This is a genomic window from Pyrobaculum islandicum DSM 4184 (assembly GCF_000015205.1).
Taxonomy (GTDB): domain Archaea; phylum Thermoproteota; class Thermoprotei; order Thermoproteales; family Thermoproteaceae; genus Pyrobaculum; species Pyrobaculum islandicum.
Genome location: NC_008701.1, coordinates 328,434 through 343,223 on the forward strand (window position 1 = coordinate 328,434; position 14,790 = coordinate 343,223).

Genomic DNA, 14,790 nt, shown 5'->3' on the forward strand with positions numbered 1-14,790 from the left:
TATAAAGAAAAAGAGGTGAAACTAATGAGGGGGGCTATCTCTCAAGCTGTTTCTAGAGTGGCCAGATGGGGCACGAAATGGTCTCTCTGGCCGCCACATTTAGTTACCGCTTGTTGTGGCGTCGAGTTTGCACACACCTTTGGCCCCGCTTATGACGCCGAGAGATTCGGCATGTTGCCTATAGGTAGCCTTAGGCAGAGCAATATCCTAATCTTGGAGGGCACTATAACGCTTAAGATGGCTAAATTTGTAAAATATATATACGACCAAATGCCTGAGCCTAAGTACGTAATCGCCATGGGGGCCTGCGCCATTAAGGGAGGCGTCTTCTACGGGAGTTATCACATGGTTCCCGCCTCCAAAGTTGTCCCAGTTAACGTATACGTCTCCGGCTGTCCGCCGACTCCAGAAGCTGTTTTAAAGGCTGTAGAAAAGATACAGAAGCAGATATACCATGCAGAGAGTTGAGTGGCCCTTTAACCTACAGTTTGGCAACACCTTCTATATACAGAACGAGGAGGAGCTGAGAAGAGGCGAGAGGGGACTTGTCGTGGTCGTCGGCCCGCAACATCCAGGCTCAGGCCACATGAGACTATTCGTGGTTTTAGACGGCGATATCATAAAGGAGGTGGTACCGGATCCAGGCTTCGTCCATAGAGGCATGGAGAAGCTGGCTGAAAACAGGCCCTACTGGACCCTTATCCCCCTGGTAGAGAAGGCCTCGATAATGGACAGTATGAACATAACCCTCCCCATCACCCTAGCCCTTGAGAAAGCCCTAGGTCTAGAGCCGCCTCCCAGAGCAAAGTACTTAAGGACATTAATGGCGGAGCTATCACGTATAAGAACACACCTCTACGACCTCGCGCTGTTGGGTATATTTCTCGGGCACTCCACGGCCTTTATGTGGAGCTTCGCTCTCATGGATCTCTACGCCGAGGTCTTTGCGAAGATCACCGGCGCTAGGACAACAGTGGCCTACCCAGTCCCCGGCGGCGTGAGACGAGACGTAAAGAGGGAACACCTCGAGGCCGTGGAGAGGTTGCTCAAGAAGACGGAAGAGAAGCTGAGAGACCTCAAAACTATCTTCCTCGACAACCCAGTGACCAAGGCCCGCCTAGAGGGCGTCGGCGTGATAGACGCAAAACGCGCCGCAGAGCTAGGCGTCGTGGGACCCTTCGCCAGAGCCGCCGGGATAGACTACGATATAAGAAAGATATATCCATATGACGCATACCCAGAGATAGAGTTTGAAATAGCGACAGAGAAGGAGGGAGACGCACTTGCTAGAGTAATAGTTAGATGGCGAGAGATTTACGAATCTATAAAAATAGTTAGACAGATTATAAAAGAATTGCCTCAAGGCGATGTAATAGACGAGGCTCTGTTGTTTAAAAACCCTGAATATCGTAGAGAAGGCATAGGAGGCGTATTGGGCGTCTACACCTACATATATCCTGAGCCGGGAGAGTACGCCGCAGTTGCCGAGGCAGCCAGAGGTACCACCTACATCCACCTCTGGACAACCGGTGCCCAGAGGGTCTACCGCATGCGCTACGTCACCCCGAGCTGGCGCAACCTAAAGGCCATGGCAGAGGCCATGAAAGGCGAGAGACTCGCCAACATGCCCACCGTGTACATGTCATTCGGGTACTTCCCACCAGAGGCAGATAGGTAGTATGCAGATCCGCCTCTTCGACCTAGACCAACGCCGCGAGGTAATCGTCGACATAGACGGCAAAGCCCACATCACAGAACTGATAAAACGCCTGAAGGAGATGGGCGTCTTGAGACAAAACGAGGCGGCCATGATAGGCGTCCCACTAGATGAGAAGAGGATAGCCTACGTACCAGCCGCGAACGTAGAACAGCTAGTGGCCTACGCCAACCAGAAAAAAACAGTAATCGCATTCAGACGATACCCGCTCTACGGACTCACCACCACATAGCTCCCCTTCACAACACCGGCCTTCCCCGGGGGAGCTCGGGGCTCGCCCCCGCCGGACGCCTTGGTGGGCGGGGCGGGGCGGGGGGCCCGGCCGTGCCCGGGCGGACGGGCGCGCCAGATGTAACAGTCGGCCGGGGCCCCAAGGCCGGTTGGTTCATGAGTGAAGAAACTTACGAGGTTAAAAGTGTGATGGTCGTTGAGACGGAGGAAAAAACGGGTTGTTTCTGGAGTAGCTCCCAGTAGCGCTTTTTAGCCCATAACAACGGCACGTTGTCTCTGTTGTCGTTGAAGCCGCAAGAAGGACAACGCATCCGTCTGTTACTCAGCTCCTCCATCTTTGCTCCACAACGGGGGCAGATGGTTGAATACAACCGCACTTCTCTATACGGCTGTCCGTACCACTCAGCGAGCGCTTGTAGGCGTCTCCTCAACTGCCCAAGCCCATCGTAGAGGTGCTTCTTATCGCCGCTTTCGCCACTCTGCTTCCGCTCTAGATACGTCTCCTCCTCCATCGTGTCCACCACGATCGCGGCTTGATGCTCCCTCGCCAGCTTAATTATCTCACTAACGACGTATTTAACGACGCCTCTTATCTTCCTAAACCGCTTTGATGCAAGGTGGCGGGCTCTGTCTTCGAGACGTCTCTTTCTGGCGGGGTCCGCCTCCCTAGCGGCTTGTTCGTCGAGACGGCTTATCTCCTCGTGAAGTCTCCTCAGCTCCCTTACCACGTTCTCGTCTAGTAGTCTCATCCGCCTTACGATCTTGCCGTCTACAACGAGTCCCACCACGACGCCGTGGTCGAGACGATTCACGTCAACGGCGACTATCGCCTTGGGCTCTATCTGTTGAACTTCGCGGGCGAAGACTAGGGCAACGTATAGCTTGTCATAAGTCGGCTCCTTCTCACCATCTCTCTTCTCAACGCCGAGAAACGCCAACTTGAGTTTGGCACCCTCCTCCAACCTCCGCCTAATCCAGGCGACGTTGCTCTTTTTCAGCTTGACGGCGAAAGGCGGTATGCCGAGTTTTCTTACTCTAACAATACAGCTCTTTAGGTCGACAAAGACCGCCATACTTATGTCTCTTTCGTTCCCAACTCTAAGTTGGGCGTTGAGCGGAACCGCCCTGTGGAACACTACGTCGCGCCAGAAGAACTTAGCCCACTCTGCGATATATCTCTTAAGTCCGTACTTGGGAAACACCTCCTCGATAATCCGCCGTGCCAGCTCCCGTCTGTCGGGAGTAAGCAAGCAGACAAGCTCCTCCGGCGCGAGCTTGGGCTCCTCTTGCCCCGTCAACTCCTTTAACAGCCTTCTGGCGTACTCCTCCACCGCTAGGCGCATCCTTACGGCGAGGCCGAGGACGTCCGGTCGCTCTTCGACGAGGCGCCAGGGGATCTCAACCCTCAGCGTCCTGTATGCGTACATGGCCTTGTATGTGGTGGGGCTGAAATCTCTGTTGGTTATAAAAGGCGCATGGGGGCAGGCCAAAAGTTTTACAAGACAAACCCACGGCGCCGTCGTAAAGGCGGCGTCGAGAGACACTTGTCGGCCATGTTGTTGACCTTCGCCGCCACTAGGGCGGTCGTCGTTGCTAGCAACTTGCCGACCCTCGCCGGCGTCATACGCCGCTGATGCCGCCCCTCGCGTTGTTCATACCGATATTCCCCATCGCCGTGTTGACGGCGCTCGCGGTAAAAACCGCCGTAAACCCGTTTTTTAACCCACCCACACCTCTAACGCAGTCCCCACCACTTTCTACTACCTCGGTTCACCTGCCTGACGACGTCGCTGTCAGGCAGGTTAGTCGAAATAGTTGAAAGGGCGTCTCTGGCTTTCTGCGCATGTGGCGGGGGAGGTGTGAAGATGTCGCATACATTGTAAACACCGCCTGGCGGATACTAACTGTGGTTTCCCCGTTTACCCAGCGACAGCTTTCCCAAGACCGGCGCCCTACTTGCTCAACAACGAGGGGGACCTCGACGCCTAACTAGCTTTTCTCCCCCACGCCCCATGTGCATATGAGCCAAGTCTACAGAACACTGAAGGTGGAAATCCCCTGGAAACTCATCGAAGAGCGACCGGACGTCCTAGACCTAGCGACGAGGATGCGCCTAGCGGCAACGGTCTCAAGAAGCACTTCGTGGATAAGGCCAAGGTGTTTTGGCGCGACGCAGTGTTCTACAGGGCGGTTCCGTTAAACGCCAGTTGAGAGTGGAAAACGAAAGAGACATGAGTATGGCAGTCTTCGTCGACCTAAAGAGCGGCGCTCTCAGAGTGCGGAAGTTGGGCATACCGCCGTTTGTTGTAAAATTGAAGAAGAGCGACATCGCTTGGATAAGAGAGAGACTACAGGAAGGCGCCGAGCTTAAGTTGGCATTCTTGGACATAAACCGAAACTCACCACAACAGACTTCTAACCCCCAAACCCAGACAAACCGGTAGCAACACAGCTACACATGCGCCTACTACATACCATAGATGTAGATAAACGACGGGAGAAGATTCCCCCGGGTTGCTACAGACGTACGCCTAGTGAAAAGCTATCGCGGTCTATGTATACCAAGTTAAAGCCGCCGGCCTGCAGACGCCAGCCTAGGCACCGTGTACACAATCAACGGGCGCCTGCGCTACACGATACCTACATCTCTACAAACCTACAGCAGACTCATAGATAGAAACCGCCGTGTGAACCTACGTCAAAACCTTCTTGAGCAGATAATCCAGCCATGACGCGCAGATACGACAGAGGTGAGAAAAAGACAACCCCCTCCCCACCCTAAAGGGTGAGGCTTTCGGTTATAACGAACTTTACTATCCTAGGGTTTAGCCCATCAGCCCCCAGTCTGGCACTTTGAAGTCCTTACGTAGTGGGTAGAGGGGTTTGCCTGTTTTTTCATCTATGCAACAGTCTGGGTCTAGTAAGAAGCGTTTGCCCATGTGTGGGTTTCCTTCGAACCATATGCCGAACATCTCGTGGCACTCTCTCTCGTCGTAGTCCGCCGAGGGATATATATCGGCTATAGAGGCTATCTTGGGGTCGTTGCGGGGTATCTCAGCTCTGACGTGTAGGAGCTGGTTTTTGAGGTCTGGGTTTAGGTATGAAGCGTAGACATACGTCACCAAGAACTTGCCTTCGGCCATGTAGTCCACGGCGCTTAGGGAAAGGACATGGTCGAAGCCCAACTCCTTTAGCTTGGTAGCGACTTCTCTCACCTTTCCGGGGGGCACCATGAGACATAGGTGGCCCTCTGGCGTCACGCCGTGGTTCAAGATGGCGTCTCCCAACGCCGCCTTTAGTTTCTCAAGCAACGGGTGGTCGGCAGGGGGTGGGCACTTGGGTGGTATTTTCGCCGACATATTACCCAGCCTGTTGAGCCATGGGTTTTGGCTGTGGCTTTGGCGGAGGCGGTAGGTACGGCGTTAAGTCCACCTTTGTCGGCTCGACGTAGGGCCCTGGCTGGCCCTTGATCTTGTTGTGAAGCATTATAAAGGCTCTAATTACAGCCTCAGGCGTCGGCGGGCAGCCGGCTATGTAGACGTCTACAGGCACTACTGTGTCTACCTGAACCACGTGGTAAGAGTTCCAGAAGAGGCCTCCTCTAACTGCGCAAGCTCCCATGGCGATTACGTACTTAGGCTCGGGCATTTGTTCATACACCATCTTGAGAACCTTTGCCATCTTCTTAGTTATAGTTCCCTCCACCAATATGACGTTGCTCTGGCGCATAGTGTGGAAGGGCAGAACTCCCCATCTCTCGGCGTCGAAGCCCGGGCCTGAGGTGTGCGCCACCTCTACTCCACAACAAGACGTGACTAAGTGTACTGGCCAAAGACTCCACCTCACGCCCCATTTAAATAACTTCTCAAGTTTGGCCTTCTTAAGTAAAAACTCTCTTAAAGCTTGTGACATACAGATTAGGGTAGAAAACCCTTTATATACGTTGTTATCTACATTTGATGACTGAATGGTTCGGCGCTGATATATGACGATTAGCCCTACACGAGGATAGTTAGCCCCCCTTTTGCGGCTCCCGGCCTCCCCCGGAAGCTCGGGACCCGCCCGGAGTCGCTTGGGCGATCGCGGGCGAGGGGCTCGGGTCATTGGGGGCTGGCGGCGCCGAGGCCCAGGACCAGGGATGTGGTTCATAGGTGGAAGAGTTTATAAAGTGAGATAGCCGCCGAGAGGGGAAAAGCAGGTTGTTTTACCTTTCGGAAGATTTCCCAATAACGTCTCTAGGCCCATATCGACGGTATATTGTCTTTGTGGTCGTTGAAGCTGTAGGAGGGGCGTGTCGTCTTCCTGTTCTTCAACTCCTGTAGCTTCGCGCCGTATCTCAAACAGACTGTTGAATACGACTCTAGACACGGCAACCCGTACCGCCGTGCGGGCTTGTACTCCATCACCAACTTGACGATCTCTCCGGCGATCTGCGCCACGGCGCCACATATCTTCGCGTAGCGCTTCGATTTGAGGTATCTCGCGATCTTCTCCAAACGTGCCTTCTTGGCCGAGTCCCCTACGGCTCGTTCGTCAAAAGGGGCTTTCTTCTTGCCCGTGTCTTCATTGGCATCTATGACGTCTCAGGCGTGGGGCCAGGCGGCTCTCCCCCAGCGCAGGGCAGAGCCCCACAACACGGCTGTTGCCGGGGTTAGTGGGCGGCAGACGTCCCCCTGCCAGAGCCGTCCTCAAGCGACCCGCCCAACCGTATTAAACACATCTCTTTCTTCACCACTCTGCCATGAAAAATATAGTCTACAAGACATCCCCGCCTTAAAGGGCGAGACTTTCGGTTGTAAAGCTTTAATAGTGGGGGGTATCACCTAAATGGCGGCGGTAGTCTAGCCTGGTTTAGGATGGCGGCCTTCCACGCCGACGGCGAGGAAAGCCGTTGATCCCGGGTTCAAATCCCGGCCGCCGCATCTTTACCCCCAGATCACTAAAGCTCTGTGGTGTTTTCCCTCTCTTAGGTTTTGATATGCTTGGTTTATCTCGTCTGGCGTATATCTATGAGATATGAGTCTACCCGGCTGTATTTTGCCGGAGGCCGCCAAGGCTAAGAGCTCTGGTATGTCAACTCTTGGTCTATAGCCGAGACTTCCCACAATTTTTATGCCATTCATAACTAGGTGGTTTGCTGGAATTTCTATTTTAGAAGAGCCAAGCCCTGTCACTAGGATTGTCCCGCCTCTTTTCACAACTTCTATCGCAAGTTTAAGATCGGGGGTTGGCTTGGTTTCATATACCACGTCTGCGCCTTGTGGCAATATGTCTCTTATGCTCGATGTTGGATCCTCCGTTACAGCGTTAACAACATGAGTAGCGCCCAGCTCCTTTGCTTTTTTAAGCGCCATCTCTCTTATATCGATTGCTATTATAGGATAAGCGCCGAGAGCATTGGCAAGTTCTACCGCCGCCAGCCCAACTCCTCCTACGCCAATTACCACAAGCGAAATACCTGGCCTTACCTCAGCCTCTTTTAGCGCTCTGTAGGCTGTTCCATAGGCACATGAAATTACCGCGGCAGTGTATACGTCCAGACCCTTTGGTATTGGAAAAACTGCGGTCTCAGGCACTACCATATACTCGGCATGTCCTCCATTGAGTCCGAGAATTCCAGGCATTCTTGTTGCAGCATATGGGCAGTAATTTTCTTGGCCGTGGACACACCAATAGCATTTTCCACATGGGATTATCCATGATACTACAACAGGATCTCCTGAAGATAGACCGTGCGGGTTTTCGCATCTAGGGCCGAATTCTACAACCCAGCCCGACACCTCATGTCCTAATATAAAACCATCGGGCGGCGGTATCATTTCGCCGTCTAATATATGTAAGTCTGAGTGACATACGCCGGTTGCTGCGACTTTTATAAGCACCTCGCCTTCGCCTGGCATCGGCGTTGGAATTTCTGACAATTCTAGATTGCGGGTTGACGATCTGTAGAGAGCTGCCCTTATTCTTATAGGTATTTTCATTCTATACCAACCTTTTGTGCTACTTTTATCATAGCCAGTGCTGCTGAGGCGTATTGAGCTAGCGTTGCAAAACTGCCTTTTTTGACTTTGATTTTGCCTAAAACCATGGCTGGTATTGGCTGTAATTTCCCAGATATTACATCAAGCCACGTCTTGTAATCAGCTTCAAGGATATATGGCGCGTCGGCTTGTGATATAGACTCGCCTGTGTATACCTCTACTCCGTGGCAGTAGCCATGTTTAAGATATAGTTTCATAGCCGATTTCTCGCCAACGCCAAGTTGAGAAGGTGTGTTTGTCACTAAGAAGATTATATCGCCCTCCCATCTAGTGGCAGCGCTTCTATACTCGGCAGATTCGTTTAAAGCCCTACAGAATTCTTCAGCCCATTCTTTGCTTGGAAACTTCGCCATATATAAAAATTCAGACTTATTTAAATACATTGTTTATTTTTAGAAATTTTTAAGTTGAGAAATTGCTAAGGTGAAAAATTTTGATACAGTAGCATATCCGTTTTCACGTGGTATTTAGGACATATATATCTTATAGGTGCTTTAGAAAATAATTTCTGACGGAGATTTCCGTCTCTCTAGTTTACTTTGTTTTAGCTGAAGATGTTGTATATAACATGGACGTGTGAGGGTCTCTCTTATACACGGCAATGTGTCTACCGTTCGATCGATCTTGCTATCTTATCTATGATTACCGCCACGACGCTTAAATCTAGGCAAACGCCTTAGTGTTTTCTCTCTAGTAGAAGGTCGAGAGATTTCCTCTCTAAAGTGCTGAGAGCTTCTTTTAAGGCTTTGCATCCTGCCGTATCGCTCTCTTTACATTTCTTATAGCGTGCTAACGCTTTCTCTGCCAACTCTTTGTTAACCTCTGTGCTTCTCCTGGCCAATGCTTTGAGAATCATGGCTGTCTCTGTGACGCACTCCAAGTCGGGGCCCTGCGTTTTTTCAATTGTGCCGTCTCTTCTATAGGTGGTTAGATATACTGAGCATGTGTCGTAGTCGTAAGAGATCTCGACTTTTTCTGTCTTAGACCTCGCCGGCAGCTCAACGCCGGTTTTAAAAGTCTCTTCTATTCCAACGGCATATTTAAGTAGCTTCATACCTAATCTCACAGATTTCTTGTCTAGTCTACCGAGTAGTTTATACGCCACCCTTTTCAAGTCGGTTATTTCTTCAAAGGTGAGTTGAGAGGGGTCTTTGTTTAATATCTCATCTATTTTATCTAAGTCTTCTACTGTCAGAGGTTCTGTCGTAGATATTTTCTTTAGAGCATCTGCCTCTACTTGTGTAACTAAGCCTTTTGATACTAATAGCGAGGTTAAAAACTCCATTAAGATATAGTCTCTTTCTCTCTTCCTAATTATCTCGGCGTAGAGAGGAATTAGATATATCTCAAGCGATTTAACTAGCCTATACATTATGAGACCTAGTATTGTAATTGAGACAGCAATTGTAGTGATAAACAGAAGCGTTAAGTCCACAGAGAGCTACTTGTCTATCTATAAAAATGTTTTATAAAATGTCTTTAGAGAGGTCTATGAGTTGGAATTTAGTTGTAGCCACCGGCTGGCGGCAGGAGAGACTATGTTTGGAGGAGTTGTATAGAGTTGGCGATATCGTTGGAAGACGAGTTGAGGAGGTTTGGTTCACTGGGTTTGACGGCTTGTTAACTGCCAAAGTAGAGGGGGACCCTGTGGAGTTTGTCAAAATGCTCATAGATGTGGTTAAAAGCGGCTATTATATACCTAGGTATATCCTTAGAGTGACGCCTATTATGACTGTTGTAAAGACCGATTTAGACGAAATACAGAAGGCCGTGGGCGAGCTGGCCGAACGCTATATTGCGCCACAGGAGAGTTTCAAAATTGAGCTTAAGAAGAGGGGCGTGAAGTTCGACCGCATGTCGGTTATTGAATATGTCGCCAGAGCGGTCAACCGGAGGGTAGATTTGACAAAACCTGACAAAGTCGTGTGGATTGAGATGTTCCCTAGCAGAACCGGCATCTCTGTAATTAGAGAGGATGAGACCTTCTCACTTATGAGATCTAGATCTGCCACATGAGAGAGGAATACGTAGAGGTCGGGGGTAGGAGAGTGAGATATATCGCTGGGGGAGTTGGCAAGCCGTTGGTCTTGCTACATGGCTGGTCTTTTAATGCAGATACTTGGGTTGAAAGCGGGATTTTTCCCGCTCTGGCTAAACACTACACTCTATATGCAATAGATATGCCATATGGCGCAAAGACAAAAAGCGAGAGATTTAGCGCCCCCCGCCGGGAATATGCCGAATTTCTCCGAGGAATTTTAGACGCGCTGGGTCTTGTAGACCCGCCGCTCGTAGGGCCGAGCGCCTCTGGTGAAGTTGTTTTATGGTATGTAGCGCGGCGGCTTCCGACAAAGGCTGCAATTGTAGTAGGCCCAGTGGGTCTCGCAGAGGAGTTGCTCACGGCAGTTGCAGAAATAGATGTGCCTATTCTAGCCATATGGGGTGAGAGAGACGAAATCTCGCCCCCCTCTAATGCCAAATTGTTAAGGGGTAAGAGGGTAAAGATAGCGATTTTAAAAGAGGCTGGACACGCCGCATATTTAGACAAGCCCGGCGAGTTTATAGACGTCGTCTTAAGCTTTTTGAAAGAGTTTTACTAAACTCTCGGCAAGGCGAACTGCCTGTCTAGTCTCGCGGGGATTGTGCGTCCTTACTACGTGGGCGCCGTTAAGAACGGCTATTGTCTCGGCGGCTAGAGAGGCCGGTAACACTTCGTCTGGGCTTTCTACGCCAGTTATCTTCCTGAGAAAGGATTTTCTAGACACGCCTATTAAAATAGGCTTATTTAACGCCCTGAGTTTGGCTAGATTAGCTATTATGTATAGATCCCACCTCCACCATGGCCATTGTTCATCTCCGTGTCTATACTCGCCTCTGACTACATAAGGTTCGTCTCTCTGTGGAAGTAATGGAAAGCCTATCCCAGGGTCTACGACTATTTTTCTCTGATCTACGCCACATTTTTCAAAATGTTCTAGGGATTCTCTTAACGCATAGACAACTCTAGCCACAGGGTCTACGCCTCTTCTCGCCTCTTTTTCTCTAGCTACTACCACCACCGAGGCGCCGTAATCTGCAATAATGCGGCATATCTCTGGGTATAGCTTCCCCCCTGTGACGTCGTTTATTATAGAGGCGCCTACCTTCAAGGCGTATTCAGCCACTTGGGGCCTGTATGTATCTACGCTTATTGGAACCTTTACGTTTTTTATAATGTCTGGCAAAACGGCCTTAAGTCTCTCTAGCTCTTTTTCCGGCGGGATCCATGTCTCTAAATACGGCGCCGTCGACATTGCTCCAATGTCTATTACATCGCTATATTTCTCTAATTCCATAGCTTTTTCAACGGCATTGTGTATCGCCACAGAGCCTTTGAAAAACGACTCTGGCGATATGTTAAGCACAGCCATTATTCTCACTGGGTGTCCATCTCCGACTTTAAGACCACCTAGTTCACCCGCTATCATATGCATAAACTATATATTTTTGTTGTAGATAAAGATTATGCAAAAAGTTATTCGTAGTAAATCTTATGTATTTGAGGGAGAGTTGCCAGAAGAGATATCAACATTACTAGAGAAGTGGGGGAGGTTAGTAAAAAGAGGCGAGGTCGCCGTTTATATGATAGACTCCGGTGAGATAAAGATGCGTAAAATCTCTGAAAATCCGACGCAAGTAGTGAGGAGGATCTATATCCACCCATCTTGTGGATGTATGTTAGAAATTGACGAAACTAGAGATTTTGAACAAGGGAAGACAACCTACACCTTGTATATGAAAAAGCTCTGTCAGGAGCATAAATCTTAAGTTTAGAATTCCCACACTCTCCCGTGGGCCGTATCTATGTAGAGACATATGGCTGTTGGCTAGCTAAAGCAGATGCCGAAATTTTACGACAGAGACTAGGCTACGAACAAGTTTCTAATGTAGATGAGGCAGACGTAATTTTAGTATATACATGTGCTGTTAGAGAAGATGGAGAAGTGCGACAGTTGGCTAGAATTAGAGAACTTGTAAAACTGGGGAAAGAGCTTATAGTGGCTGGGTGTCTCGCAAGACTTAGGCCATATACAATAAAATCTCTAGCCCCACATGCCAAGTTGATCTACCCCTCGGAGATAGAGGGCGGGAAAGAGCGCAGCATGAAGACATTGCCTAAATACGAGAGGGGGCTTATATATACAGTGCCACTACAAGTGGGTTGTCTTGGCAATTGTACCTTTTGTGCAACTAAATACACTAGGGGAGGCGCGGGGTATGTAAAAAGCGCAGATCCAGACGATGTAGTACGCCATATAAAAGAGGCTGTAGCTAAAGGCGCGCGCGAGATTTATCTAACGGGACAAGACGTTATTACCTACGGTTTTGATGCCGGTTGGAGAGGCGGCTGGACGCTTCCAGACCTACTCGATAGAATCCTAAAGGAGGTCGAAGGTGAGTATAGAGTGAGAATTGGAATGTCTGAGCCTTGGATATTTGAAAAATTTGTAGACCAGCTATTAGACATTATAAAGAGAGACCACAGAGTCTATAGATATTTCCACCTCCCTGTCCAATCTGGAAGCGACAAAGTGCTTGTCGCGATGGGTAGGAAGTACACTGTAGAGGAATATAGAGGTCTCATACGTAGGATAAGACGGGAGCTCGGCGACAACGTCTTTATAGCCACTGACATAATTGTGGGATTTCCCGGCGAAACAGAAGAAGACTTTCAGGAAACTGTCAAGCTTGTGGAGGAGCTACAGTTTGACAAAATCCACGTGGCGAGATTTAGCCCCAGGCCTTTTACAGAAGCCGCAGTAATGCCTAGACAAGTGCCAGACGCCGAGAAGAAGAGGCGGAGTAAAATCTTGTCGGAAGTAGCCATGAGGATTGCCCATTTGAGAAACGGCGCTCAAGTGGGAAAGAGAGATGTTGTGTTAATAGATGAGGTAGACCACGGCCTTGTGGTGGGGAGGGCGAGCGACTATAGACAAGTGGTGGTTAAGAGAGGAGCCGGCGACGGACTATTGGGAGAGTTTGTAAACGTTAGGATAGCCGCAGCAAGTCCAGTGTACCTTTACGGCGAAATCCTCTAGAGCAACACTTGTTCCCAGGGGTATTTCTTAGAGGCTCTCTGGCTTCTCAACTCCTCAAGCTTCTTCAACATGTCTTTTACCTCTTCCTCTGTGAATTTTCTAAACAACGGCCTTACATCCCCCAGCGGAGTACCTGGCGTCGGTGGTTTATAGGCCTCGTCCCAACTTGGCTGTGAAATGCCAAGCATCTTCCAGAGCTCAGCGGCGCTTCTCGGCGTAACTGGCGTTAAGCCGGCAGCTATAGTTTTAAGCGACCAATAGGCGCGGTACATAACTGCGTTTGCGACTTCTATGTCTCTACGTAGGAGCTCCCAGGGAGCTCTGGCGTTAAGATACCGGTTGCCCTCTCTAGCTATTTCTACCACGGTGTGGAGGGCGTCTTTTAGCTCTATGGCGTCGTAATGTTTCTCTGCCTTCTTAAACAACTGTATTACTCTATTGATAAACTCCTCATCTTCTCTAGTAGGCGCGCCAGGCGGAGGCACAACCCCACCCATTCTATTTTTGATGAAAGTAAGCACTCTATTTATGTAGTTTCCCACGTCGTCATTCATGATTTTATTTATGATCTCCAACGCAAGAGCCCAGGTAAAACTTGTGTCTCTATTTTCTGGGCGGATATAGATGAGGATAAAGCGCCAGTAGTCTGGCGGCATAAGTTGGAGAGCTTCGTCTATCCATATACCCCACCTCCTGCTTTTAGAAAACTTGTCACCTTCATATAAGAGATATTCGGTAGATGCAGTAGTGGTCGGGAGGGTGTAGCCTTCGCCATTTGCAAGAAGAAGCGCAGGTAGTATAATGACGTGAAATGGAATGTTGTCTTTGCCTACGAAAAATACAATTTTTGTCTCTGGGTCTTTCCAATAGCGTTCCCATTTACCGGCGTCCTCTCTAAAGAGCTCAACTACGGCGGATATATACCCAAGCACGGCCTCAAACCAAACATATATAGTCTTACCCTCCGCCCCTGGAAATGGCGCAGGTATGCCCCATTTGTTATCTCTTGTAATTGCCCGCGGCTTTAGCCCCTCTTTCAACATCCCTAGAGACATCTCTTTGGCATTGGGCGGAAGATGGGGGTTCTCCTCTACATATTTCCTTATTCTATCCTCTAGTTTTCTCAAGTCGAGATACCAGTGTTTTGTAATACGCCACTCTGGTCTTGAGCCACATATGGCGCATCTCGGCTCTATCAACTGTTTGGGATCTAGAAGGCGGCCGCAGTTTTCACATTGGTCTCCCCTAGCTCTCTCGTAACCACAGTAGGGACATTTGCCAATGATAAATCTATCGGGTAGATATATCTTGTCTCTGGGACAGTATGGCACCTCTTCTTCTTTTGTAAATATATAGCCATTATTATATATCTTTAGAAAGAAGTTTTGGACAAATTTTATATGGGTGTCTGAGTGAGTGTGAGTGTAGAGATCGAAAGATATGTCCCATCTTTTAAAAAGTTCGGCGACGATCTGGTGCATTTTTTTCGCATACTCCTCTGGGTCTACCCCCAGTTGTATAGCCTCCACCTCTATCGGCGTTCCATGCATATCGCTACCAGATACAAATACCACGTCGTGGCCACGGAAACGTAGATATCTGGCGTATACATCTGCAGATAGGACAGAGCCTATTAAATTGCCGAGATGGGGCACCGTCTGGACGTAGGGCCACGCAGATCCAATTACGTATTTAGCCACGGAGAGAGAAACGTCGAAATTTA

General features: G+C 49.5%; 17 protein-coding genes, 1 tRNA gene and 1 pseudogene. 10 read left to right on the forward strand and 9 right to left on the reverse strand.

What is annotated here, in order from left to right; translation table 11 throughout:
- Nucleotides 1-24 precede the first annotated feature (24 nt).
- The 3 genes from PISL_RS01700 to PISL_RS01710 are packed head-to-tail and all read left to right on the forward strand — an operon-like array spanning nucleotide 25 to nucleotide 1,949.
- Complete coding sequence (locus PISL_RS01700) at nucleotides 25-468, forward strand: NADH-quinone oxidoreductase subunit B (RefSeq protein ID WP_011762085.1); 444 nt, start codon at nucleotides 25-27, stop codon at nucleotides 466-468.
- Nucleotides 455-1,678: an NADH-quinone oxidoreductase subunit D gene (locus PISL_RS01705; RefSeq protein ID WP_011762086.1), complete on the forward strand. Its 1,224-nt coding sequence runs from the start codon at nucleotides 455-457 to the stop codon at nucleotides 1,676-1,678. Before PISL_RS01700 ends, PISL_RS01705 begins: the two co-directional genes overlap by 14 nt.
- A 1-nt stretch (nucleotide 1,679) precedes the next feature.
- On the forward strand, nucleotides 1,680-1,949 hold the full coding sequence (locus PISL_RS01710) for a hypothetical protein (RefSeq protein WP_011762087.1): 270 nt from the start codon (nucleotides 1,680-1,682) through the stop codon (nucleotides 1,947-1,949).
- A 169-nt stretch (nucleotides 1,950-2,118) separates the two neighbouring features.
- On the opposite strand, the gene PISL_RS01715 is transcribed toward PISL_RS01710, so the two are convergent.
- Nucleotides 2,119-3,375, reverse strand: coding sequence for a zinc ribbon domain-containing protein (locus PISL_RS01715; RefSeq protein ID WP_011762088.1), 1,257 nt, complete (start codon nucleotides 3,373-3,375; stop codon nucleotides 2,119-2,121).
- Nucleotides 3,376-3,423: 48 nt separating this feature from the next.
- Here PISL_RS01715 and PISL_RS10520 point away from each other — a divergent pair, with 48 nt between their 5' ends.
- Both PISL_RS10520 and PISL_RS10525 read left to right on the forward strand, forming a co-directional pair.
- Nucleotides 3,424-3,582, forward strand: coding sequence for a hypothetical protein (locus PISL_RS10520; protein ID WP_167827599.1), 159 nt, complete (start codon nucleotides 3,424-3,426; stop codon nucleotides 3,580-3,582).
- Between the two features lie 386 nt (nucleotides 3,583-3,968).
- Nucleotides 3,969-4,344, forward strand: a pseudogene (locus PISL_RS10525) (zinc ribbon domain-containing protein); the annotation flags it as partial.
- Between the two features lie 429 nt (nucleotides 4,345-4,773).
- Here PISL_RS10525 and PISL_RS01725 read toward each other — a convergent pair.
- The 3 genes from PISL_RS01725 to PISL_RS10530 all read right to left on the reverse strand — a co-directional run bounded on the left by PISL_RS01725 (nucleotide 4,774) and on the right by PISL_RS10530 (nucleotide 6,444).
- Nucleotides 4,774-5,307: an NADH-quinone oxidoreductase subunit C gene (locus tag PISL_RS01725; RefSeq protein WP_011762090.1), complete on the reverse strand. Its 534-nt coding sequence runs from the start codon at nucleotides 5,305-5,307 to the stop codon at nucleotides 4,774-4,776.
- A gap of 1 nt (nucleotide 5,308) precedes the next feature.
- Complete coding sequence (locus PISL_RS01730; protein ID WP_011762091.1) at nucleotides 5,309-5,860, reverse strand: NADH-quinone oxidoreductase subunit B; 552 nt, start codon at nucleotides 5,858-5,860, stop codon at nucleotides 5,309-5,311.
- Nucleotides 5,861-6,183: 323 nt separating this feature from the next.
- A complete protein-coding gene (locus PISL_RS10530) occupies nucleotides 6,184-6,444 on the reverse strand; it encodes a hypothetical protein (protein WP_011762092.1) in 261 nt (86 codons plus the stop codon).
- 334 nt (nucleotides 6,445-6,778) lie between these two features.
- Here PISL_RS10530 and PISL_RS01735 point away from each other — a divergent pair.
- Nucleotides 6,779-6,870, forward strand: a tRNA-Gly gene (locus tag PISL_RS01735).
- A 3-nt stretch (nucleotides 6,871-6,873) separates the two neighbouring features.
- Here PISL_RS01735 and PISL_RS01740 read toward each other — a convergent pair.
- The 3 genes from PISL_RS01740 to PISL_RS01750 all read right to left on the reverse strand — a co-directional run bounded on the left by PISL_RS01740 (nucleotide 6,874) and on the right by PISL_RS01750 (nucleotide 9,424).
- Nucleotides 6,874-7,929: an alcohol dehydrogenase catalytic domain-containing protein gene (locus PISL_RS01740; protein ID WP_011762093.1), complete on the reverse strand. Its 1,056-nt coding sequence runs from the start codon at nucleotides 7,927-7,929 to the stop codon at nucleotides 6,874-6,876.
- The gene (locus tag PISL_RS01745) at nucleotides 7,926-8,342 is read right to left on the reverse strand and encodes an SCP2 sterol-binding domain-containing protein (RefSeq protein ID WP_053240265.1); all 417 of its coding nucleotides are present in this window, start codon (nucleotides 8,340-8,342) and stop codon (nucleotides 7,926-7,928) included. Before PISL_RS01745 ends, PISL_RS01740 begins: the two co-directional genes overlap by 4 nt.
- Before the next feature lie 323 nt (nucleotides 8,343-8,665).
- Complete coding sequence (locus tag PISL_RS01750; protein WP_011762095.1) at nucleotides 8,666-9,424, reverse strand: hypothetical protein; 759 nt, start codon at nucleotides 9,422-9,424, stop codon at nucleotides 8,666-8,668.
- A gap of 56 nt (nucleotides 9,425-9,480) precedes the next feature.
- Between PISL_RS01750 and PISL_RS01755 the strand changes: the two genes are divergently transcribed.
- Nucleotides 9,481-10,005, forward strand: a complete 525-nt coding sequence (locus tag PISL_RS01755; RefSeq protein WP_053240266.1) for a THUMP domain-containing protein — start codon at nucleotides 9,481-9,483, stop codon at nucleotides 10,003-10,005.
- Nucleotides 10,002-10,589 (forward strand): alpha/beta fold hydrolase, encoded by a 588-nt coding sequence (locus PISL_RS01760; protein ID WP_011762097.1) that lies wholly within the window; start codon nucleotides 10,002-10,004, stop codon nucleotides 10,587-10,589. Before PISL_RS01755 ends, PISL_RS01760 begins: the two co-directional genes overlap by 4 nt.
- Here PISL_RS01760 and PISL_RS01765 read toward each other — a convergent pair.
- A complete protein-coding gene (locus PISL_RS01765) occupies nucleotides 10,563-11,462 on the reverse strand; it encodes a dihydropteroate synthase (protein WP_011762098.1) in 900 nt (299 codons plus the stop codon). The two genes, PISL_RS01760 and PISL_RS01765, sit on opposite strands and share 27 nt — an antisense overlap.
- A gap of 31 nt (nucleotides 11,463-11,493) precedes the next feature.
- Between PISL_RS01765 and PISL_RS01770 the strand changes: the two genes are divergently transcribed.
- Both PISL_RS01770 and PISL_RS01775 read left to right on the forward strand, forming a co-directional pair.
- A complete protein-coding gene (locus PISL_RS01770; RefSeq protein WP_011762099.1) occupies nucleotides 11,494-11,796 on the forward strand; it encodes a hypothetical protein in 303 nt (100 codons plus the stop codon).
- Nucleotides 11,797-11,819: 23 nt separating this feature from the next.
- A complete protein-coding gene (locus PISL_RS01775; protein ID WP_011762100.1) occupies nucleotides 11,820-13,067 on the forward strand; it encodes a tRNA (N(6)-L-threonylcarbamoyladenosine(37)-C(2))-methylthiotransferase in 1,248 nt (415 codons plus the stop codon).
- Here the strand turns inward: PISL_RS01775 and metG are convergent.
- Complete coding sequence (gene metG / locus PISL_RS01780) at nucleotides 13,064-14,767, reverse strand: methionine--tRNA ligase (RefSeq protein ID WP_011762101.1); 1,704 nt, start codon at nucleotides 14,765-14,767, stop codon at nucleotides 13,064-13,066. The two genes, PISL_RS01775 and metG, sit on opposite strands and share 4 nt — an antisense overlap.
- Nucleotides 14,768-14,790: the final 23 nt, after the last annotated feature.

Bases quoted from the DNA above. Each gene is read 5' to 3' on its own strand.
- PISL_RS01765 (WP_011762098.1), bottom strand. From the start codon at position 11,462: ATGCATATGATAGCGGGTGAACTAGGTGGTCTTAAAGTCGGAGATGGA.
- PISL_RS01705 (WP_011762086.1), top strand. From the start codon at position 455: ATGCAGAGAGTTGAGTGGCCCTTTAACCTACAGTTTGGCAACACCTTC.
- PISL_RS01755 (WP_053240266.1), top strand. From the start codon at position 9,481: ATGAGTTGGAATTTAGTTGTAGCCACCGGCTGGCGGCAGGAGAGACTA.
- PISL_RS01710 (WP_011762087.1), top strand. From the start codon at position 1,680: ATGCAGATCCGCCTCTTCGACCTAGACCAACGCCGCGAGGTAATCGTC.
- PISL_RS10520 (WP_167827599.1), top strand. From the start codon at position 3,424: ATGGGGGCAGGCCAAAAGTTTTACAAGACAAACCCACGGCGCCGTCGT.
- PISL_RS01740 (WP_011762093.1), bottom strand. From the start codon at position 7,929: ATGAAAATACCTATAAGAATAAGGGCAGCTCTCTACAGATCGTCAACC.
- PISL_RS01715 (WP_011762088.1), bottom strand. From the start codon at position 3,375: ATGTACGCATACAGGACGCTGAGGGTTGAGATCCCCTGGCGCCTCGTC.
- PISL_RS01700 (WP_011762085.1), top strand. From the start codon at position 25: ATGAGGGGGGCTATCTCTCAAGCTGTTTCTAGAGTGGCCAGATGGGGC.
- PISL_RS01770 (WP_011762099.1), top strand. From the start codon at position 11,494: ATGCAAAAAGTTATTCGTAGTAAATCTTATGTATTTGAGGGAGAGTTG.
- PISL_RS01760 (WP_011762097.1), top strand. From the start codon at position 10,002: ATGAGAGAGGAATACGTAGAGGTCGGGGGTAGGAGAGTGAGATATATC.
- PISL_RS01725 (WP_011762090.1), bottom strand. From the start codon at position 5,307: ATGTCGGCGAAAATACCACCCAAGTGCCCACCCCCTGCCGACCACCCG.
- PISL_RS01730 (WP_011762091.1), bottom strand. From the start codon at position 5,860: ATGTCACAAGCTTTAAGAGAGTTTTTACTTAAGAAGGCCAAACTTGAG.
- PISL_RS01745 (WP_053240265.1), bottom strand. From the start codon at position 8,342: ATGGCGAAGTTTCCAAGCAAAGAATGGGCTGAAGAATTCTGTAGGGCT.